A 19,177-nucleotide genomic window follows, 5' to 3' on the forward strand; every position below is an offset into this window, starting at 1 on the left:
GTACATGCAGCAGAGACTTCGATCCATCACGATAGCTATCGCTTTGATAGCTGCCAGCGCAATACCAGCAGGCGCTAGCCCGCAAAAAAACGCGAAACCCACCGCCTCCAAACAAAAAAGTGCCGTGCTCTACGCCGCGCGCCCCGAGGCCCTGCAGTTTGCCGACGACCTGGCCGCACGCCGCGACCTGGACCGCGAATGGGTGCGCCAGGCGATTGGCCAGGCGCACTTCCTGCCCCAGGTGCCCAAGCTCATGCTGCCGCCCGCCAAGGGCCAGGCCAAGAACTGGCGCGTGTACCGCAGCCGGTTTGTGGAGCCGATCCGCATCCGCGCAGGCGTGCGCTTCTGGCAGCAGAACCAGGCGGCGCTGGAGCGGGCCGAGCGCGAATACGGTGTGCCCGCCGAAATCATCGTGGGCATCATCGGCGTAGAGACCATCTACGGCCAGCAGATGGGCAACTTCCGCGTGATGGACGCGCTGGCCACGCTGGCCTTTGACTTCCCTGCAGCCCACCCGCGCGCCCAAGAGCGCACCGAATTCTTCCGCCGCGAGCTGGAGCAGTTCCTGAGCCTCACCAACCGCAGCAACACCGACCCCTTCGAGCCGCGCGGCAGCTACGCCGGGGCCATGGGCCTGGGCCAGTTCATGCCGTCGAGCTGGGTGCGCTACGCCATCGACTTCGATGGCGACGGCCGGGTGGACCTGTTCAACAGCCCAGCCGACGCCATCGGCTCGGTGGCCAACTACTTTCGCGGCCACGGCTGGACGCCGGGCATGCCCACGCACTTCGGGGTGCAGTTCGACACCGGCCGGCTGCAGCTCGACGACCTGCTGGCCCCCGACATCCTGCCCACCTTCAGCGTGGCCAGCATGCGGGCCTTGGGCGCCGTGCTCGACGCCGCAGGCGTGCAGCACACCGGTCCACTCGCACTGGTGGAGCTGCAGAACGGCGGCGATGCGCCCAGCTACGTGGCAGGCACCGAGAACTTCTACGCCATCACCCGCTACAACTGGTCGAGCTACTACGCGATGGCGGTGATCGAACTGGGGCGGGAGGTGGCGGCCGCACGCAACGGGGCCCAATGAGGCACTGGCGCTGCGACACCTGCAGCGCCGGTCATCGCAGCTCTCAGGGGCGCTGCATCTGGCAGCTGTGCGGCTGCTGCGCCTTGGCAGCCGCGATCTGCCGCACCACGCGAAAACCGTAGCCCGAGCCTTCCACATCGAACTTCACGCCCGGTGCGCCCTTCTTGTCCATCACGCCCACCACCAGCGCCTGCTGGAACTGGTGGTCCGCAGCGCGCATGCTGCCGCCCTGGCCGGAGAGCTGCACATTGGCGCTTTCCATTTGCCGCGCAATGGCCACGGTGTCGGTGCTGCCCGCGCGCTCGATCGACTGGGCCAGCGCCTCCACCATGAGCTGCATGCGCATGTGCACGTAGTCGTCCTGCGGTTTGGGGAAACGTGTGCGGAACGACTGGTAGAACGCCTCGCTCTGCGCCCCCGGCACGTTGGGCAGCCAGTCGGCCACCGCCACCACTTTGCCGATGCCTGCATCACCGATGGCAGCGGGCGCACCCAGGGCGTTGCCGTAGAAGGTGTAGAAGCTGCCCTCGTAGCCCACATCCCGCGCGGCCTTCACCAGCAGCGTCAGGTCGTTGCCCCAGTTGCCGGTCACCACGGCCTGCGCGCCGCTGCTCTTGATCTTGACGGCGTACGGAGCAAAGTCCTTCACGCGGCCGATGGGATGCAGCTCCTCGCCCACCACCGCCACATCGGGGCGCTGGGCGGCCAGCTGCTTCTTCGCTTCGCGCAATACGGCCTGGCCAAAGCTGTAGTCCTGGCCGATGAGGTAGACGCTCTTGATGGCCTTGTCTTCGCGCATCACCTCCATGAGCGCGGCCATGCGCATGTCGGCATGGGCATCGAAGCGGAAGTGCCAGAAGCTGCATTTCTCGTTGGTGAGGATGGGGTCCACCGCCGAGTAGTTCAGGAAGATCACGCGCTTGCCCGGCTCGCGCTCGTTGTGCTTGTTGATGGCCTCGATCAGCACGGCGGCGGTGGCCGACGAGTTGCCTTGCAAGATGACCTGCGCGCCGTCGTCGATGGCCGCGCGCAAGGCCGACAGTGCCTCTTCGTTCTGGCCCTTGCTGTCGTAGCGCTCCAGGGCCAACGGGCGGGGGCCGCCGCTGCTGGCGGGCAGCTGCACGCCGCCGCGCGCGTTCACACGCTCCATCGCCCAGTACACGTTGCGGTAGACCGCTTCGCCCGTGTTGGCGAACGCGCCCGACAGGCTTTCAATCAGCGCCACTTTCACCGGCCTGGCCTGCGCTGTCGCAGCAGTGCCACCGGGGGCCCCCTGGGCATGGCTGGCGGACAAGGGCGCAAAAGCGCAAACCAGTGCGGTGGCAATAGCCAAAACCGGTTGACGTAATGCCGCTGCGCCCTTTTTCAAGCCCACGAATTGCAATTTATTCATGCCACTTTTTCCCTTGAAAAGCGACGCAGCCGTACACAACTCCTTGGCATGCGGCGACCACGTCGAGAGCCGCGCAGTTTATAGGAGTTACCCATGATCTTCGCCCCTGTGATCCGCCGCGCCGCTTATGCCCAGGCCCCCCGTTCCGCCGACCTCGCGCTGCAGCGTTTTCTGATGGGCGCGCTGGCCGAGCCCGTGGCCGCACGCTCTGCGGGCTGCTCCGTGACCCAGGACGACAAGACCACCACCTTGCAGCTGGATGTGCCGGGCCTGGCCCGCGAGCAGCTCTCGATCAGCATCGAAGGCAACCAGGTGCGCCTGTCCAGCGTGGAAGGCGCCCCACGCCAGGTGCAGCGCGCCTGGGAGCTGGCGGCCGACATCGATGCCGCCAACAGCAGCGCCCAACTGGAAAACGGCGTGCTGACGCTGACCCTGGCCAAGCTGGAACCCGTGAGCAAGGCCACCACGCTCGCGATCCACTAAAGCCCGCGCGCACTGAACTTCACAAGACAAGCACCCCAAACAAAAACCGTTCGGGCTGCGCTGGTCGAAGCCTTGCGCGACGCTTCGACCAGCTCCGCGTGAACGGTTTTGTTTTGTTCCGTTCTATTCTGGTCATTGAATAAAAAGCGCCCCTGCCGCAAATGGCAGGGGCGCTTTTTTTGGGATTCCCGTCAAGATCAATGCGTGAGGGCCGGAACAGTCCGTGCCCGGTACTCGCTGGGGCTGCATCCCACATGCGCACGGAACACGCGGCTGAAATGGGCGCTGTTGCTGAAGCCCCAGGACAGCGCGATGTCCGTCACCGAGCGCTGCGCGTGGGCATGGCTGCGCAGGTCGCGCAGGCAGGCCTCCAGGCGGCGGCGCTGGATCATGGCGGCCAGGGTGTCCTGCTCGTCGGCCACCGCGTTGTACAGGTGGCGCTTGCTGCAGTTCAGGGCCTGTGCGATGCGGTCGATGGTGAGCTCGGGGTCGCCCAGGTGGCGGTCGATGTACTGGGTGATGCGGTCGCGCAGCGCCTCGCGCTGCGACACGGCGCTCTCCTGCCCGTTGCGCTCCAGCAGCGACAGCTGCACCAGGTGCGTGATCACGTCGGCCACACCATCGGCCGCAGCGTCGGACATGCTGGGCAGCTCGGTGAAAGCGGCGCGCATGGTGTCCCATGCCAGGCGCGACACGCCCGTGGTGCCTGAAAACCGCTGCACCATCAGATCATCGAGCTTGAGCCTGCGCTCGGGCAACTGCTCCTTGGGGATCATCAGCACCATCTGGCGCACGGCCTCGGGGTTGCTCACGGCGTAGGCGCGGGTGGTGTCGTACACGCTCCATTCGCCCGGTGACAGCCACACCTGCCGCCCGTTTTGCTCGAAGCAGGCGCGCCCCTGCAGCTGCGCCACCACCTTGATGTAGGCCCGGTCGCTGCCGCGGATGAGGCTGGGCGTGCGCACCACGCGGTGGCGGCTCACATCGAGCTGGCACAGGTTGACGTAGCCCGCCTGCCCCGAGGTGATGTGGCCTGCGAAGGCCTCGTCGCCGAAGGCATCGGACTCCAGCCCGCCAATGAGGCGCCACACCGCATCGCCCCACAGGTGCAGGCGGTCGCGCGGTGCCACGGTGTCGGTGGATACCTCGGTCAAGGTGTGGGCCATGGGTGTCTCCAGTCGTCGGCATGCAGACGGTGCCGCCTGTCCTGGCCGGATTATCGGCCGCACCCCTATTCCTCGGGCCCGCACGGAAATCCGGGTAAACCCGCTGCCGCCTGCACGCTGGGACAAGGCTTTTGTGCACGCTCAGCGCAGCAGCCAACGCGGGGGTTTCCTACGATCCGGGCACGGCCTGCACTGCGCGGGCTGCCCATCCGAGGAGACAGAAAAATGGTTCAACAATCCAAACGCCAATGGATCAAGGGCATGGCCGCCACGGTGGGCGCCATGTCGGTCGCCCCCCACCTGCTGGCCCAGTCGGGCCCCGTGCGCATCGGCTACGCCATCGCCCGCACGGGCCCCTGGGCCGCGGGCGCCCAGGTCAGCCAGGAGCCCAACTACCTGCTGTGGGCCGAGCAGGTGAACGCGGCGGGTGGCCTGAGCGTGAAAGGTACCAAACGCCCCATCGAGCTCATCGGCTACGACGACCGCAGCGAAACCGAAACCTGCGTGCGCACGTTTGAAAAGCTCATGGGCAGCGACAAGGTGGACCTGATCCTGCCGCCCTGGGGTTCGGGCGCCAACTTCGCCATCGCACCGCTGGCCAACCGCTTTGGCTACCCGCTGCTAGCGCCCACGGCGCTGTCGCGCAAGCTGATCGACATGAACCTGCCCTACTTCTTCTCGCTGCTGCAGCAGCCCGACAAGATGATGGGCGCGCTGGTGGACATGCTGGTGGCCAACAACGTCAAGACCATTGCCATCGTCTACATGGACGACCTGTTTGGCCTGGAGAACTTCGCGGCGCTGAACAACGCGCTCAAGAAAACCAGCATCCAGGTGGTGGAGCGCAAGAGCTACCCGCTGGGCGTGAAGGACCTGGCCCCCGTGCTGCGCGGCATCAAGGACCAGAACCCCGACGCCTTCATCGGCATCACCTACCCGCCCGACACCATCCTGGCCAGCCGCCAGGCGCGCGAGGTGGGCCTGAACCCCAAGTTCTTCTACGCCTCGGTGGGCACGGCCTTCCAGCTGTACAAGAACGTGATGGCCGCCAACACCGAAGGCGTGATCGGCATGGGTTCGTGGAGCGTGAAGACCAGCCCCGAGGCCAAGGCCTACTTCGACGCCCACGTGAAGAAGTTCAGCAAGGAGCCCGACCGCTGGGCCAGCGGCCACGCCTGGGCAGGCCTGCAGATCCTGCAGCAGGCCGTGGAGAAGGTGGGCCTGGACCGCAAGGCGCTGCGCGAGCACATCGCCAAGAACGAGTTCCAAACCATCCTGGGTGGCATCCGCTTCCAGGGCAGCGAGAACGCATCCATCCCCGGCACCGTGAGCCAGTGGCAGGGCAGCGACTTCGAGGTGGTCTGGCCCAAGGAGCGCGCCACGGCGCAATTGAGCACCTCCAAACCAGCCTGGAAATAACAAAGTGTCTCTGACTTCCTGGGCCGAACTGGTCGCCAGTGGCCTCATTACCGGCGGCATCTACGCGCTGGTGGCCATGGGCCTGAACCTGCAGTACGGGCTGATGCGCATCATGAACATCTCGCATGGCGAGTTCCTGATGCTGGGCGCCTTCCTCACCTGGACGGCGCACACCTTGTGGGGCATCTCGCCGCTGCTGCTCATGCCGCTGGCTTTTGTCGCATTGTTTGTGTTGGGCGTGGCGGTGCATGCGCTGTGCTTCAAACGCCTGGCGGCGCGCGCGCCGAACGTGGACGTGTTCGAGGCGCGCAGCCTGATGGTGGGCTTTGGCCTCATGTTCCTGGTGCAGAACACCGCCCTGCTGATCTGGGGTGGCGACCTGCGCGGCTACGAGTACTTGGCCGACCCGGTGCAGATCGCAGGCATGCGCTTCACCGAGAACAAGCTGGTGCTGTTCGGCGTGGCGCTGGCGCTGTCGGCCGCGCTGATCGCGCTGCTCAAGCTCACCTTGCTGGGCAAGGCCGTGCGGGCGCTGATGCAGTCGCCCACGGGGGCGCAGCTGGTAGGCATCAACACGCGGCGCCTGCACCCCATGATGTTCGGCATTGGCCTGGGCCTGTCGGGCGTGGCGGGGGCCCTGCTGTCGATGACCTACGAGATCTCCCCCTCGATGGGCGAGCCCTACACCGTGACGGCGCTGATCGTGATCACGCTGGGTGGCTTCGGCAGCCTGGCGGGCAGCCTGGCAGGGGGCCTGCTGCTCGGTGTGGTCGAGGCCCTGGGCATGCATTTCAGCAGCCCCTCGCTCAAGATGCTGCTGAGCTACGCAGTCTTTATCGGCGTGCTCATCTGGCGCCCCAACGGCCTCTTTTCCAAAAAATGAAATCTCTCCATTCCAACAAGCCCTGGTTCGCGCTGGCAGCGGGCACGGCCGTGGTCGGCACCCTGCCCTGGCTGGTGTCCGAGTTCGTGGCCTCGGTGCTGCTCAGCTGCCTGATGTACATCGCGCTGGCCACCAGCTGGTCGCTGTTCTGCGGGGCCACGCGCTACCTGTCGCTGGCCACCTCGGCCTTCTTCGGCATCGGCGCGTACGCCAGCGCCACGCTGCTGGGCAGCCTGCCCTGGCCGCTGGTGATCGTGGCCGGTGCGCTGATCGCCGCCGTGGTGGCCGTGGTCATGGGGGCCGCCGTGCTGCACCTGCGCGGCACCTATTTCGCGGTGCTGACCTTCGGCATGACGGAGCTGATCCGCCACGCAGTGACCTTTGTCGAAAAGCAGGTTTCGGGCACCGTGGGCCGCGTGCTCACCGTGGTGCCCAGCAACGAGACGGTGTACCTCACGGTGCTGCTGATCGCGGCGGCCGCCGTTGCCACGGCCATTGCCGTCCAGCGCAGCCGCTTCGGCCTGGCGCTCTCGGGCATCGGCGCCGACGAGCAGCGCGCCCAGACCCTGGGCGTGGACACGCGCCTGGCCAAGATCGCGGGCTTCGGCATCACGGCCGCGTTTGCGGGCGCCGTGGGCGCGGCCATGGCCGTGCGCTGGACCTACATCGAGCCGGCCGCCGTGTTCAGCCCCTTCATCGGCTTCCAGACGGTGCTGATCGCGCTGATCGGCGGCGCGGCCAGCATCGGCGGGCCGGTGCTCGCGGCCATCGTCTTCAGCCTGCTGGCCGAAACACTGCGCCTGCAGCTGCCCTATGGCTACATGATGGTGCTGGGCCTGCTGCTGATCCTGTGCGTGATGTACCTGCCCAATGGCCTGGCCACGCTGTGGCAGCGCAAGCGGACGGCCACGCATGCAACGGAGGCCGGCCATGTCTGAAGCCCTGCTGACCATCGACAACGTGACCGTGCGCTTTGGCGGGCTGACCGCCGTGGACGGCGTGAGCGCCACGCTGCACGCGGGCGAACTCATCGGCATCATCGGCCCCAACGGCGCGGGCAAGACCACCTTCTTCAACGCCATCTCGGGCGTGCAGCCCCCCACCTCGGGCACGCTGCACTGCGGTGCCGACAACCTGACCGGCAAGGGCCCGCACCACTATGCGGCCCATGGCATCGCGCGCACCTTCCAGACGCCGCGCGTGTTCCCGGACATGACGGTGCGCGACAACGTGCGCTTTGGCATGCAGTTCGCGGGCCGCCACCGCCAGGGGCCCGTGGGCCTGCGCAGCGAGGACGAGATCCTGGCCCTGCTGGGCCTCTCCACCCTGGCCGACCGCCCTGCCGCCGACGTGACCCCCTCGCAGCAGCGCCTGCTGGAGATCGGCATGGCCCTGGGCACACGCCCGCGCCTGTTGCTGCTCGACGAGGTGGCCGCCGGCCTGACCGAGGCCGAGGTCGACGCCATGGCCCAACGCATCCGCCGCCTGCGCGACGACTGGGGCCTCACGGTGGTGTGGATCGAGCATGCGGTGACCACGCTGCTCCAATACGTGGAGCGCGTGCTGGTGCTGCACCAGGGCCGCAAGATCGCCGACGGCACACCCGCCGAGGTGGTGCGCAACCCGGAGGTGATCGAGGCCTACCTGGGCGATGAGATGGGCACACAGGCAACACCCGAAGGAGCCACAGCATGAGCGGCGCACACCTCACGGTACAAGGGCTGGTCACGGGCTACAACGGCTTTCAGGTGCTGCAGGACCTGTCGCTCGAAGCCCGGCCCGGCATCACGGTGATCGTCGGCCCCAATGGCGCCGGCAAGACCACGCTGCTCAAGGCGCTGGCCGGCCTGCTGCCGCGCCAGGGCCAGGTGCAGCTCGACGGCCAGGCCGTGCCGGCCCTCAATGCGACAGCCTGCGTGCAGCGCGGCCTGGCCCTGGTGGCCGAGGGCCGCCAGCTGTTCCCGCAGATGACGGTGACCGAGAACCTGGAGCTCGGCGGCTGGCTGGTGCCAGCACGCGTGCGCGCCGAGCGCCTGGCCCAGGCGTTCGAGGACTTTCCGCGCCTCAAGGAGCGCGCCCAGCAGCTGGCCGGCACCATGAGCGGCGGCGAGCAGCAGATGGTGGCCGTGGCCCGCGCCATGATGAGCGGCCCGCGCCTCTTGATGCTGGACGAGCCCTCGCTGGGCCTGGCGCCACGCATGGTCGATGAACTGCTCAGCATCGTGCAACGCATCGCCGCACAAGGCGTCACCGTGCTCATGGTGGAGCAGAACGTGCGCAAGGCGCTGCAGGTGGCCCAGCGCGGCTATGTGCTGGAGCGCGGGCGCATTGTGGCCTCGGGCGAGGCATCGGCCCTGCTGCAGTCCGACGCCGTGCGCCAGGCCTACCTGGGCGTTGCCTGAGCGTCCCACACCCCATCCGACTTTTCTTTCCTATTCATCCAGGAGACATTCCATGACTGCCATTTCCATGCTGATCAACGGCGAGCGCGTGCAGGCCACCGGCGGCGCCACCTTCGAGCGCCGCAACCCGCTGGACGGGTCCGTGGCCACCACCGCGCCCGCCGCCACCGTGGCCGATGCCGTGGCCGCCGCCGACGCTGCGGCCAAGGCCTTCCCGGCCTGGTCGGCCCTGGGACCCAATGCGCGCCGTGCGCTGCTGCTCAAGGCGGCGCATGCGCTCGAAGCCAAGGGCGAGGCCTTTGCCGCCGCCATGGCGGCCGAGACCGGTGCCTCGGGCCTGTGGGCCGGCTTCAACGTGCACCTGGCCGCCGGCCTGCTGCAGGAGGCCGCGGCCCTGACCACGCAGATCGCCGGCGAGGTGATCCCGTCGGACGTGCCCGGCAGCCTGGCCATGGGCGTGCGCCAGGCGGCAGGCGTGGTGCTGGGCATCGCGCCGTGGAACGCACCCGTCATCCTGGGTGTGCGCGCCATCGCCACACCACTGGCCTGCGGCAACACGGTGATCCTCAAGGGATCAGAGCTGTGCCCCGCCACCCACGGCCTGATCATTGAAGCCCTGCAGGAAGCCGGTTTGCCTACCGGCGTGGTGAACTTTGTGACCAATGCCCCGGCCGATGCGGGCGCCGTGGTCGAGGCCATCGTGGCCCACCCGGCCGTGCGGCGCATCAACTTCACGGGCTCCACCAAGGTGGGCCGCATCATTGCACAGACCTGCGCCAGATACCTCAAGCCCGTGGTGCTGGAGCTGGGCGGCAAGGCCCCGCTGCTGGTGCTGGACGACGCCGACATCGACGCCGCCGTGGCGGGCACCGTGTTTGGCGCATTCGCCAACTCGGGCCAGATCTGCATGTCCACCGAACGCATCATCGTGGACCACACCGTGGCCGACGAGTTCGTGGCCAAGCTCGGCGAACGCGCCAAGGCCCTGCCCCTGGGCGACCCGCGCAAGGGCCCGGTGGTGCTGGGCTCGGTGGTGGACATGGCCACGGTGCAGCGCTGCAATGCACTCATCGACGACGCACTGGCCAAGGGCGCCACGCTGGTCTGCGGCGGCAAGAGCGACAGCACGCTGATGCAGGCCACGGTGCTCGACCACGTAACGGCCGAGATGCTGATCTACCGCGAGGAATCGTTCGGCCCGGTCAAGCCCGTGGTGCGCGTGAACGGTGTGGAGAAAGCCATTGCCTGCGCCAACGACAACGAGTTCGGCCTGTCCTCCGCCGTGTTCAGCCGCGACGTGGCCAAGGCCTGGAACGTGGCGGCGCGCATCGAGTCCGGCATCTGCCACGTGAACGGGCCCACGGTGCATGACGAGGGGCAGATGCCGTTCGGGGGCGTGAAGAGTTCGGGTTACGGCCGCTTTGGCGGCATGGCGGGGGTGCGCGAGTTCACGGAGCTGCGCTGGATCACGGTGCAGACCACACCACGCCACTACCCGTTCTGAAAATCAAAAAAGAGAGCTGCTAGCGCTTTCTGGACGGGCGCTGGCAGTCTTTTTATTCAAAAAATCAAACCGTGATCGCATCCAGCGGCCAGCGCGGCTTCACATCAAACGCATAGTCGGTGTTGGCCTGCTGCTGCCCCGCCTGCAAGCGCATCGCTGCGGCCATGGCGATCATGGCGCCGTTGTCGGTGCACAGGTGCAACTCCGGGTAATGCACGCGCACCTTGGCAGCGGCACAAGCGGCATTCAGCTGCGCCCGCAAATGCCGGTTGGCGCCCACGCCACCCGCCACCACCACCCGCTTCAAGCCCGTCTGCTTCAACGCAGTGAGCGTCTTTTTCACCAGCACATCCACAATCGCCGCCTCGGTGCTGGCAGCCAGGTCGGCCTTGCGCGCCTCCAGCTCATCGCCCAGCTTTTTGGCCTGGGTGAGCACCGCCGTCTTGAGGCCGGCAAAGGAAAAATCCAGATCGCCGCTGTGCAGCAGGGGCCGGGGCAGCTTGAAGGCCGTGGCGCTGCCCTGCTCCGCCAGGCGCGACAGCGCGGGGCCGCCGGGGTAGCCCAGTCCCATGAGCTTGGCCGACTTGTCGAAGGCCTCGCCCGCAGCATCGTCGATGGTTTCGCCCAGGATCTCGTAGCGGCCCACGCCGTCCACCCGCATCAGCTGGGTGTGGCCGCCGGAAACCAGCAGGGCCACAAAGGGGAATTCAGGTGGGTCCGCGCTCAGGAAGGGCGACAGCAGATGCCCCTCCAGGTGGTGCACGCCCAGCACCGGCTTGTTCAGCGCCGCGCCCAGCGCGCAGGCCACGCCCGCGCCCACCAGCAGCGCGCCAGCCAGGCCCGGGCCCCGGGTGTAAGCCACCACGTCCACGTCCGCCAGCGTCTGGCCGGACTCGGCCAACACCTCTTTGGCCAGCGGCAGCACGCGGCGGATGTGGTCGCGGCTGGCCAGCTCAGGCACCACGCCACCGTAGGCCTGGTGCATTTCGATCTGGCTGTGCAGGGCGTGGGACAGCAGGGTGGGAACAGCATCGCCCGTGGAGCGCACCAGGGCCACGCCGGTTTCGTCGCACGAGGATTCAATACCGAGGATCAGCAAACTCATGCCCCGAGTGTAAAACCCGGGGCCCAAAGACCCTTTCCCCAAGAACCGTGCAGGTCACCACCGGTCCGACCGCATGCGCAGCTCCCAGCTGCCGCTGCGCAGTTCGTACACGCCCACGGCGCCGTAGCGCTGCTCGCCCTTGTCGTCCCAGGTCATGGTGCCGATCACGGGGGCGTAGCCGTTGATGCCGTGCATGGCCTTGGTGATGTCCTTGGGGTCGGCCGACTTGGCCTTCTGGATGGCGGCCGAGAGCACGTAGGTGCTGTCGTAGCTGTAGTGACCGCCATAGGCCGGGGGCTTCTTGTAGGCGGCGATGTACTTCTCCAGGAAGGGCTTGCCGGTGGAGAACTCCTTGGCTTCGAGCACCGGCGAGGTGGCGTAGATGCCCTGCACGATGCCCGCGCCCTTGGTCATGTCGGTGGTCTTGATGGTGTCGCCCCCGAGCAAGCTGACCTTGGTGTGGTCCACCTTGCGCAGGGCTTCGAGCAGGGCCAGGGCCTGGAAGTCGTTCAGCGTGGAGACAATCACCTCCACCTTGGCCGCCTTGAGTTCGCCCGCCAGTTCATCGAACGCCACGGTCTTGTCGTCGAACGACTTGCGCACCACCACGTCCTTCTTCTCGGCCTTGAGCTGTGCGGCCGCGCCGTCGGCCAGGCCCTTGCCATAGGGAGTGCCATCGTCCAGGGCGGCATAGCGGGTGGCGCCCAGCTGCGTGGCGGCAAACGAGCCGATGGCGCGGGCCTGCAGGGTGTCGTTACCCACCATGCGGAAGGTGGTCGGAAAGCCCAGCTGCGTGAACTTGGGGTTGGTCGAGATCGCGATCTGGGCGATGTCCTTGGCGGCATAGATGGGCGCGGTCTCGATGCTCACACCCGAGTTCAGGTGCCCGACCACGGCCACCACGCCCGCATCCACCAGCTGCTGGGCCACGGCCTTGCCGGTGGCGGCATCGGCCTTGTCGTCCACCGACACCACCTCCAGCGTCACGCGCTTGCCGTCCACCGTGTAGCCCGACTTGTTGAGCTCGTCCACGGCCAGCTTGACGCCGTTGAGCAGATCCTGCCCCAGCGCGCCCAGGGGGCCGCTCAGCGGTTGCGCGACACCAATCTTGATGGTGTCCGGCACCTTGCCGCATCCGGTCAGGAGTGCGGCAGTCGCCACGGCGGCCCAGGTCAGGCTGGCCGGGAAACGGCGCCGGTTGATGTGCTTGTTCATGCAAAAAACTCCATATCTGTGGATCAAAGTGACCGGAGGTATATGCGACACCCCCCCGGGGGCGCTATCGGGTATGCCCTCCCGCACCACCCTGTATTAGCAACTTTCAGGCCCCGCAAGGCATGCGGCCAGGGCCTGGATGGGGCCCCCCAAGGCCCCCGGCAAGCCCCGCCCGAGGGGTCGCAAACCGCCATTCCCACCCCGCCGCCCCACATGCACCGCTTCGGCGCACCCAATTACGGCGTGAAAATTGCTTATGCTCAGGGCTATGAATGAGGCTTTGCGCATCGTGGTGGTCGCCCCGGATCTGGCGGTCACCGACCCGGACGACGAACACGCCATCCTCCAGGCGGAGCGGTCGCGTGCGCTGCGCATTGGGCTGCTGGAAAACAACTTCAACCTGGTGGCCACGCTGCCCGCCGACGTGTTCCTGAGCGAGCGCATCGCCCAGCTCCAGCCCGATCTCATCATCGTGGACGCCGAAAGCGAGGCGCGCGACGCGCTCGAACATGTGGTGATGGCCACGCGCGACGAGCGCCGCCCCATCGTGATGTTCACCAACGACGACGACACCTCGCACGTGAAGGACGCGGTGGCGGCCGGTGTGTCGGCCTACATCGTGGCGGGCCTGGCGCCCCAGCGCATCCGCCCCATCCTGGACGTGGCCATGGCGCGCTTTCAGCACGAACAGGCCCTGCGCGCCGAGCTGGCCGATGCCAAGACCGAGCTGCGCGACCGCAAGACCATCGACCGCGCCAAGGGCCTGCTGATGCAGCGCCAGGGCCTGACCGAGCAGGCCGCTTACGAAAAGCTGCGCAAGACCGCCATGGACAAGGGCCTCAAGCTCGTGGATGTGGCCCAGCGCATGCTGGATGTGATGGATCTGCTGGGCTAGGCGAGTGACACCCTCCTGAGGCGCAGCCGCCAGAGGCGATAGCCCTTTGGACCGTCCAAGCCTGCACAGGCGGGCTCGGAGCCGCACCCCCTCTGCCCCCTCCCTCGCCTGGGCCGCGCCCAGGTCCACCGGCTTCTCCCAGATGGTGCGCCGCACAAAGGCAGTGCGGCCCGGGCGGCGTGCACCATGCCTGCACACTTTTGAGTCAAACAGATCGCCAGCGCTTGATACATAAGCGCCAAAAGCTATTAATTCAATAGCAATCCATGCGCCACCATGACGCACGACTGGCGAGATCCGGGCTGGCACGCTGCTTGCATTAGATGCTACGAGACCAAAGGCGGTCTCACCCTATACAGCATGGGCCCAATGGCGGGCCTGTGTTGGGCGAGCCCTCGGGCATCGCCATGGACAGAGGCGTCCCTCTCCGACTCCGGCATTGCATGCATGCAGCCAGGCTCGGGAGGACGCCTTTTTTGTTTTTAACGCACCAAGGAAACGCCGCATGACCGATCTCCTGAAAACCAGCCTCAACCGCCGTACCGTGCTGCAGGCCGCCACCGTGGGCGCCGTGGGCGTGAGCCCCGCCCTGCGCGCCCTGGTGCACGCCCAGGGCTCGGACGCCCCCGAGAAGAAAGAGGTCAAGATCGGCTTCATCCCGCTGACCGACTGCGCCAGCGTGGTGATGGCCTCGGTTCTGGGCTTCGACAAGAAGTACGGCGTGACCATCATCCCCACCAAGGAGGCCAGTTGGGCCGGCGTGCGCGACAAGCTGGTGAATGGCGAACTCGACTTCGCGCATGTGCTGTATGGCCTGGTCTACGGCGTGCACCTGGGCACGGCCGGCCCCAAGAAGGACATGGCCGTGCTGATGAGCCTGAACAACAACGGCCAGGCGATCACGCTCTCCAAGGCCCTGGCCGACAAGGGCGCCGTGGATGGCCCCTCGCTGGCCAAGCTCATGGCCAAGGAAAAGCGCGAGTACACCTTCGCAGGCACCTTCCCCACCGGCACCCACGCCATGTGGATGCACTACTGGTTGGCGGCTGCGGGCATCAACCCGCTGTCGGGCGCCAAGCTCATCACCGTGCCACCGCCGCAGATGGTGGCCAACATGCGCGTGGGCAACATGGACGGTTTCTGCGTGGGCGAGCCCTGGAACCACCGCGCCATCATGGATGGCATCGGCATCACCGCCAACACCACGCAGGACATCTGGAAGGACCACCCCGAGAAGGTGCTGGGCACGTCGGCCGAATTTGTGAAGAAGAACCCCAACACCACCCGCGCCGTGATGATGGCCGTGCTGGAAGCCAGCCAGTGGATCGACGCAAGCCTGTCCAACAAGATGAAGATGGCCGAAACCGTGGCCGGCAAGGCTTACGTCAACACCAGCGTGGACGCCATCAACCAGCGCATTTTGGGCCGCTACCAAAACGGCCTGGGCAAGACCTGGGACGACCCCAACCACATGAAGTTCTTCAATGACGGCGCGGTGAACTTTCCCTATCTGTCGGATGGCATGTGGTTCCTCACACAGCACAAGCGCTGGGGACTGCTGAAGGACCACCCCGACTACCTGGGCGTGGCCAAGCAAATCAACCAAATCGACCTCTACAAGTCGGTGGCCAGCGCCATGAAGATCAATGTGCCCAAGGATGCGATGCGCACCAGCAAGCTCATGGACGGCGTGGTGTGGGACGGCAAGGACCCCGCCAAGTACGCCGACAGCTTCAAGGTCAAGGCCTGATCGCCCCGGCCCGAGCCCTTCTGCCCCCTGCACGACCCGCCCCTTTTCAAGGAGAACACCATGGTCAGCGCCGTTTTTCACACCCCGTTGGATGCAGCCCCTGCGGCTGCACAGAAAGCCATGACGTCTGTCGCCGGCAGCGCTTCGCCCGCAAGCGCCCCCACCCTCCCCAAACCGTCTGCCGCTGCGCCCGCAGCCGCACGCCCAGCCGCCCCCACGGGGCGCGACTGGACCGCCCTGTCCCGCAGCTTCTGGCTGGCCGTGCTGCCGCCGCTGTGCGGCCTGGGCCTGCTCATCGGCCTGTGGGCGGTGGTGTCCACCACCACGGGCGGCAGCATCCCCAGCCCTGTGGAGACATGGAAGCAGGCGCTGGAGATTTTCAGCAACCCCTTCTACCGCAACGGCCCCAACGACCAGGGCGTGGGCTGGAACGTGCTGATGTCGCTGGAGCGCGTGGCCGTGGGCTTTGGCATGGCGGCGCTGGTGGGCATCCCTGCGGGCTTCGTGATCGGGCGCTTCAACTTCCTGTCGCGCATGTTCAACCCGCTGATCAGTCTGCTGCGTCCGGTGTCGCCCTTGGCCTGGCTGCCGATTGGCCTCTTGGTGTTCAAGGGTGCCAATCCGGCGGCCATCTGGACCATCTTCATCTGCTCCATCTGGCCGATGATCATCAACACCGCCGTGGGCGTGCAGCGCGTGCCGCAGGACTACATGAACGTGGCCCGCGTGCTGAACCTCTCGGAGTGGAAGATCGCCACCAAGATCCTCTTCCCCGCTGTGCTGCCCTACATGCTGACCGGCGTGCGCCTGGCCGTGGGCACGGCCTGGCTGGTGATCGTGGCCGCCGAGATGCTGACGGGCGGCGTGGGCATCGGCTTCTGGGTGTGGGACGAGTGGAACAACCTCAACGTCAAGAACATCATCATCGCGATCTTCGTGATCGGCATCGTCGGGCTGGTGCTGGAGTACGCACTCATCAAACTGGCCACCGCATTTACTTTTGAAGAGGTCAAAACTTGACCCACCCCTGAGCCGCGCCTGCGGCGCGTCACCCCATCAAGGGGGCGCCACCAGTGGCCCGGCAAAGCCGGTTCCACGGTGGTCCTCGGAAAAACCAGGAGTTCCTCATGCATACATCTCTCACTACCAAGTTCATCGAAGTCCATGGCGTCGAGCAGACCTTCAAGACGGCCAAGGGCCTGTTCCCGGCACTGCGCGACATCAACCTGACCATCGCCAAGGGCGAGTTCGTGGCGCTGATCGGCCACTCGGGCTGCGGCAAGTCCACGCTGCTGAACCTGATCGCGGGCCTCACAACCCCCACCAACGGCGCGCTGCTGTGCGCCAACAAGGAGATCCGGGGCCCGGGGCCGGAGCGCGCCGTGGTGTTCCAGAACCACTCGCTGCTGCCCTGGCTGACCTGCTTTGACAACATCTACCTGGCGGTGGAGCGCGTGTTTGGCGCCAAGGAGACCAAGGCCCAGCTCAAGGCCCGCACCGATGCAGCCCTGGCCCTGGTCGGCCTCACGCCGGCAGGCCAGAAACGCCCCGGAGAGATCTCGGGCGGTATGAAGCAGCGCGTAGGCATTGCCCGGGCCCTCTCCATGGAACCCCAGGTGCTGCTGATGGACGAGCCCTTTGGCGCCCTGGACGCCCTGACCCGCGCCAAGCTGCAGGACGAGCTGCTAGAGATCGTGGCCCGCACCCAAAGCACCGTGGTGATGGTGACCCACGACGTGGACGAGGCCGTGCTGCTGTCCGACAAGATCGTGATGATGACCAACGGCCCCGCCGCCACGATTGGCGAGGTGCTGCACGTTCAGCTACCCCGCCCGCGCAAGCGCGTGGAGCTGGCCGAAGACCCGCGCTATGTGCACTACCGCAAGGCGGTGATTGACTTCCTCTATACCCGCCAGGGGCACGTGGAAAAAGCCGCCTGAGCGGCCGGGCTCCAGGCCCGACAACACGGCAAAGCAAAAGGGCTCTGACCAGATCGGTCAGGGCCCTTTCTCTCTTGTGTCCTCGGCGCAGGGCCGTAGCACGCGCGCAAACCCAGACCAGTGCACCCGCGCAAGGGCCGCCCCGCCGCGCTGGGTGCGTCCCCCTTCCCGAATGGCGCAGCCATTCGAGAGAAGGCGGAAGGCGCGCAGCGCCTCAGGGGATTGCCCCCTCAATGCGTTCCGGTGATGTAGTGCTCCAGCTGCTCGATGATGAATTTCTGCTCGGAGATGATGTCCTTGACCAGATCCCCGATGGAAATCATGCCCACGAGCTTGTCGCCATCGACCACGGGCAGGTGGCGCAGGCGGTTGTTGCTCATGATCTGCATGCACTGCTCGCTGGTCTGTTCCGGTCGCACGAACAGCACGGCGGTGGTCATCACATCCCGCACCTGCGTGACGGACGAGGTGCGCCCCATGAGCGCGATCTTCCGTGCGTAGTCCCGCTCGGTGAAGATGCCTGCGATGGCCTCGCCCTCGGTCACCAGCAGGGCCCCGATGCCCTTGTCGGCCATGAGTTTGAGCGCATCAAACACCAGGGCTGCGGGGGCAATGGTGTGGACGGTGGCGTCGGGTTTGGATTGAAGAATCTTGGCGACGATGGTCATTGGAAACTCCCTCGTGACAACAGAAACAGGTACGGGAACATTTCAGCCCATAAGCCCTGCGCGCGCAACCCGCGCAAGCCCGATTTGCGACGCTTTTTGGGGCCGGCGTGGCCATGGCGACGCATATGTTTCGCCACTGTTGCATTCGGCGGAACGCGAAACAAACTGAAAAGAACCGAAACGGCGACGAGACGACGCGAAGCCAGGGGCTGGGCACGATACAGCCCATGTCCAACGCACTTCGAAAGGATCCTCCGCCCACGCTCCTGACCTTCGCCTCGATCGTTGGCGACCCCCACCGGTCTTCGGGGCTTGCACAGGAAACAGGCGCCCGGATTGTTTCAAATACCGGAACAGTTAGTTCGCGACTCGATGGTTTTTCTCTGAACACCATCGGCGTACAGTTCAACCCATCGATGAGCCGAACCCGCAAGGCGACTCACCGAACCCAGGGTTGAGACAGTTGGTTTTCTTTCTCGTTTGTCTTGTCCCCGGCTTTTTTGAGACGCTTTTTAAAAGGATTTTCATCATGAACAACACCGCACGTTTCCTCTCCATCGCCGCTGTCGCTGCTTTTGCCTCTTTCGGCGCCCACGCTGACGAAGCCGATGCTTCGCAGTTCGCCACCAAGTTCGAAACCAACCGCACCCGCGCTGAAGTGGCCGCCGAAGCCTCCACCGTGGCCCAGACCCGCAGCATCGAGCCTGCTGGCTCCCGCGTGGTGACCTACAAGAGCACGGCCGACCGCGCTGCGGTGCGTTCGCAAGCGGCGGATGCCGTGCGCACGGGCCAGATCCCTTCGGGTGAGCGTGGTTGATCAGCGCTTGACCCGCTGAATCCACGGCCTTTCCTTCTGCGTATTTCCAAGTACCTCGCCCCTATTTCTTGAATTTCACTGGAGTTTCACCATGAACAAGACCGCACGTTTCCTCTCTATCGCCGCTGTCGCTGCCTTCGCTTCTTTCGGCGTCCAGGCTGACGAAGTCGATGCTTCGCAGTTCGCCACGAAGTTTGAAACCAGCCGCACCCGCGCCGAAGTGCAAGCCGAAGCCACGACAGTGCCCCAAACCAGCGGTGCCATTCCCGTCGGTTCGCGTGCTTTGGTCTACACCTCCACGGCCGACCGCAGCGCAGTGAACGCCCAGGCCGCAGACGCCCTGCGCACCGGCAAGATCTCGTCGGGCGAAATCGGCTCCCTGTAAGGAGTGCGCCTGGCCCGCGCTGCAAGCGGCGCGGACAGACAGTTGCCAATGCAAAAGGCCGGGCC

The 19,177-nt window shown here is 66.2% G+C and carries 19 protein-coding genes; 14 read left to right on the forward strand and 5 right to left on the reverse strand.

Annotated features, from left to right (window positions below; genetic code table 11):
- Positions 1 to 4 precede the first annotated feature (4 nt).
- A complete protein-coding gene (mltB, locus tag DBV10_RS15490; RefSeq protein WP_124514509.1) occupies positions 5 to 1,087 on the forward strand; it encodes a lytic murein transglycosylase B in 1,083 nt (360 codons plus the stop codon).
- A gap of 43 nt (positions 1,088 to 1,130) precedes the next feature.
- Here mltB and DBV10_RS15495 read toward each other — a convergent pair whose 3' ends face one another.
- Complete coding sequence (locus DBV10_RS15495) at positions 1,131 to 2,480, reverse strand: branched-chain amino acid ABC transporter substrate-binding protein (RefSeq protein ID WP_124514510.1); 1,350 nt, start codon at positions 2,478 to 2,480, stop codon at positions 1,131 to 1,133.
- A gap of 93 nt (positions 2,481 to 2,573) precedes the next feature.
- On the opposite strand from DBV10_RS15495, the gene DBV10_RS15500 reads away from it, so the two are divergent.
- Positions 2,574 to 2,963, forward strand: a complete 390-nt coding sequence (locus tag DBV10_RS15500; RefSeq protein WP_124514511.1) for an Hsp20/alpha crystallin family protein — start codon at positions 2,574 to 2,576, stop codon at positions 2,961 to 2,963.
- A 197-nt stretch (positions 2,964 to 3,160) separates the two neighbouring features.
- Here the strand turns inward: DBV10_RS15500 and DBV10_RS15505 are convergent, their stop codons facing one another.
- Positions 3,161 to 4,129, reverse strand: a complete 969-nt coding sequence (locus DBV10_RS15505) for a helix-turn-helix domain-containing protein (protein ID WP_124514512.1) — start codon at positions 4,127 to 4,129, stop codon at positions 3,161 to 3,163.
- Positions 4,130 to 4,354: 225 nt separating this feature from the next.
- Between DBV10_RS15505 and DBV10_RS15510 the strand changes: the two genes are divergently transcribed.
- From DBV10_RS15510 to DBV10_RS15535, 6 genes are read left to right on the forward strand one after another with little or no spacing between them, the layout of a single operon-like run.
- Entirely contained in the window at positions 4,355 to 5,548 is a 1,194-nt protein-coding gene (locus DBV10_RS15510; RefSeq protein ID WP_124514513.1) for an amino acid ABC transporter substrate-binding protein, read from the forward strand.
- 4 nt (positions 5,549 to 5,552) lie between these two features.
- A complete protein-coding gene (locus DBV10_RS15515) occupies positions 5,553 to 6,431 on the forward strand; it encodes a branched-chain amino acid ABC transporter permease (RefSeq protein ID WP_124514514.1) in 879 nt (292 codons plus the stop codon).
- Positions 6,428 to 7,369: a branched-chain amino acid ABC transporter permease gene (locus DBV10_RS15520; RefSeq protein WP_124514515.1), complete on the forward strand. Its 942-nt coding sequence runs from the start codon at positions 6,428 to 6,430 to the stop codon at positions 7,367 to 7,369. Before DBV10_RS15515 ends, DBV10_RS15520 begins: the two co-directional genes overlap by 4 nt.
- Positions 7,362 to 8,126, forward strand: a complete 765-nt coding sequence (locus tag DBV10_RS15525; protein WP_124514516.1) for an ABC transporter ATP-binding protein — start codon at positions 7,362 to 7,364, stop codon at positions 8,124 to 8,126. The genes DBV10_RS15520 and DBV10_RS15525 overlap by 8 nt, the downstream gene beginning before the upstream one ends.
- A complete protein-coding gene (locus tag DBV10_RS15530; protein WP_124514517.1) occupies positions 8,123 to 8,833 on the forward strand; it encodes an ABC transporter ATP-binding protein in 711 nt (236 codons plus the stop codon). The genes DBV10_RS15525 and DBV10_RS15530 overlap by 4 nt, the downstream gene beginning before the upstream one ends.
- A 52-nt stretch (positions 8,834 to 8,885) precedes the next feature.
- Positions 8,886 to 10,337 (forward strand): aldehyde dehydrogenase, encoded by a 1,452-nt coding sequence (locus DBV10_RS15535; protein ID WP_124514518.1) that lies wholly within the window; start codon positions 8,886 to 8,888, stop codon positions 10,335 to 10,337.
- A 64-nt stretch (positions 10,338 to 10,401) separates the two neighbouring features.
- On the opposite strand, the gene tsaD is transcribed toward DBV10_RS15535, so the two are convergent.
- Positions 10,402 to 11,442, reverse strand: coding sequence for a tRNA (adenosine(37)-N6)-threonylcarbamoyltransferase complex transferase subunit TsaD (gene tsaD / locus DBV10_RS15540; protein ID WP_124514519.1), 1,041 nt, complete (start codon positions 11,440 to 11,442; stop codon positions 10,402 to 10,404).
- Between the two features lie 54 nt (positions 11,443 to 11,496).
- Entirely contained in the window at positions 11,497 to 12,657 is a 1,161-nt protein-coding gene (locus DBV10_RS15545) for a branched-chain amino acid ABC transporter substrate-binding protein (RefSeq protein ID WP_124514520.1), read from the reverse strand.
- A 268-nt stretch (positions 12,658 to 12,925) separates the two neighbouring features.
- Here DBV10_RS15545 and DBV10_RS15550 point away from each other — a divergent pair, with 268 nt between their 5' ends.
- The 4 genes from DBV10_RS15550 to DBV10_RS15565 all read left to right on the forward strand — a co-directional run bounded on the left by DBV10_RS15550 (position 12,926) and on the right by DBV10_RS15565 (position 17,242).
- Complete coding sequence (locus tag DBV10_RS15550) at positions 12,926 to 13,552, forward strand: ANTAR domain-containing response regulator (RefSeq protein ID WP_124514521.1); 627 nt, start codon at positions 12,926 to 12,928, stop codon at positions 13,550 to 13,552.
- 505 nt (positions 13,553 to 14,057) lie between these two features.
- Positions 14,058 to 15,302, forward strand: a complete 1,245-nt coding sequence (locus DBV10_RS15555; RefSeq protein ID WP_124514522.1) for a CmpA/NrtA family ABC transporter substrate-binding protein — start codon at positions 14,058 to 14,060, stop codon at positions 15,300 to 15,302.
- 60 nt (positions 15,303 to 15,362) lie between these two features.
- The gene (gene ntrB / locus DBV10_RS15560; protein ID WP_124514523.1) at positions 15,363 to 16,322 is read left to right on the forward strand and encodes a nitrate ABC transporter permease; all 960 of its coding nucleotides are present in this window, start codon (positions 15,363 to 15,365) and stop codon (positions 16,320 to 16,322) included.
- 107 nt (positions 16,323 to 16,429) lie between these two features.
- Entirely contained in the window at positions 16,430 to 17,242 is an 813-nt protein-coding gene (locus DBV10_RS15565) for an ABC transporter ATP-binding protein (protein ID WP_124514524.1), read from the forward strand.
- A 230-nt stretch (positions 17,243 to 17,472) separates the two neighbouring features.
- On the opposite strand, the gene DBV10_RS15570 is transcribed toward DBV10_RS15565, so the two are convergent.
- On the reverse strand, positions 17,473 to 17,910 hold the full coding sequence (locus tag DBV10_RS15570) for a CBS domain-containing protein (protein WP_124514525.1): 438 nt from the start codon (positions 17,908 to 17,910) through the stop codon (positions 17,473 to 17,475).
- Positions 17,911 to 18,439: 529 nt separating this feature from the next.
- Here DBV10_RS15570 and DBV10_RS15575 point away from each other — a divergent pair.
- Both DBV10_RS15575 and DBV10_RS15580 read left to right on the forward strand, forming a co-directional pair.
- Complete coding sequence (locus DBV10_RS15575; protein ID WP_124514526.1) at positions 18,440 to 18,727, forward strand: DUF4148 domain-containing protein; 288 nt, start codon at positions 18,440 to 18,442, stop codon at positions 18,725 to 18,727.
- Positions 18,728 to 18,818: 91 nt separating this feature from the next.
- Positions 18,819 to 19,112, forward strand: a complete 294-nt coding sequence (locus tag DBV10_RS15580) for a DUF4148 domain-containing protein (RefSeq protein ID WP_124514527.1) — start codon at positions 18,819 to 18,821, stop codon at positions 19,110 to 19,112.
- Positions 19,113 to 19,177 lie beyond the last annotated feature (65 nt).

It is taken from the genome of Acidovorax sp. FJL06, assembly GCF_003852545.1.
Lineage (GTDB): Bacteria > Pseudomonadota > Gammaproteobacteria > Burkholderiales > Burkholderiaceae_C > Acidovorax.

Excerpts from the sequence above, each read along its gene's own strand:
- DBV10_RS15510 (WP_124514513.1), top strand. The coding sequence starts at position 4,355 with ATGGTTCAACAATCCAAACGCCAATGGATCAAGGGCATGGCCGCCACG.
- DBV10_RS15505 (WP_124514512.1), bottom strand. The coding sequence starts at position 4,129 with ATGGCCCACACCTTGACCGAGGTATCCACCGACACCGTGGCACCGCGC.
- DBV10_RS15525 (WP_124514516.1), top strand. The coding sequence starts at position 7,362 with ATGTCTGAAGCCCTGCTGACCATCGACAACGTGACCGTGCGCTTTGGC.
- DBV10_RS15530 (WP_124514517.1), top strand. The coding sequence starts at position 8,123 with ATGAGCGGCGCACACCTCACGGTACAAGGGCTGGTCACGGGCTACAAC.
- DBV10_RS15500 (WP_124514511.1), top strand. The coding sequence starts at position 2,574 with ATGATCTTCGCCCCTGTGATCCGCCGCGCCGCTTATGCCCAGGCCCCC.
- DBV10_RS15550 (WP_124514521.1), top strand. The coding sequence starts at position 12,926 with ATGAATGAGGCTTTGCGCATCGTGGTGGTCGCCCCGGATCTGGCGGTC.
- DBV10_RS15545 (WP_124514520.1), bottom strand. The coding sequence starts at position 12,657 with ATGAACAAGCACATCAACCGGCGCCGTTTCCCGGCCAGCCTGACCTGG.
- DBV10_RS15555 (WP_124514522.1), top strand. The coding sequence starts at position 14,058 with ATGACCGATCTCCTGAAAACCAGCCTCAACCGCCGTACCGTGCTGCAG.
- DBV10_RS15520 (WP_124514515.1), top strand. The coding sequence starts at position 6,428 with ATGAAATCTCTCCATTCCAACAAGCCCTGGTTCGCGCTGGCAGCGGGC.
- tsaD (WP_124514519.1), bottom strand. The coding sequence starts at position 11,442 with ATGAGTTTGCTGATCCTCGGTATTGAATCCTCGTGCGACGAAACCGGC.
- DBV10_RS15535 (WP_124514518.1), top strand. The coding sequence starts at position 8,886 with ATGACTGCCATTTCCATGCTGATCAACGGCGAGCGCGTGCAGGCCACC.
- DBV10_RS15580 (WP_124514527.1), top strand. The coding sequence starts at position 18,819 with ATGAACAAGACCGCACGTTTCCTCTCTATCGCCGCTGTCGCTGCCTTC.
- ntrB (WP_124514523.1), top strand. The coding sequence starts at position 15,363 with ATGGTCAGCGCCGTTTTTCACACCCCGTTGGATGCAGCCCCTGCGGCT.
- DBV10_RS15495 (WP_124514510.1), bottom strand. The coding sequence starts at position 2,480 with ATGAATAAATTGCAATTCGTGGGCTTGAAAAAGGGCGCAGCGGCATTA.
- mltB (WP_124514509.1), top strand. The coding sequence starts at position 5 with ATGCAGCAGAGACTTCGATCCATCACGATAGCTATCGCTTTGATAGCT.
- DBV10_RS15570 (WP_124514525.1), bottom strand. The coding sequence starts at position 17,910 with ATGACCATCGTCGCCAAGATTCTTCAATCCAAACCCGACGCCACCGTC.
- DBV10_RS15565 (WP_124514524.1), top strand. The coding sequence starts at position 16,430 with ATGCATACATCTCTCACTACCAAGTTCATCGAAGTCCATGGCGTCGAG.
- DBV10_RS15575 (WP_124514526.1), top strand. The coding sequence starts at position 18,440 with ATGAACAACACCGCACGTTTCCTCTCCATCGCCGCTGTCGCTGCTTTT.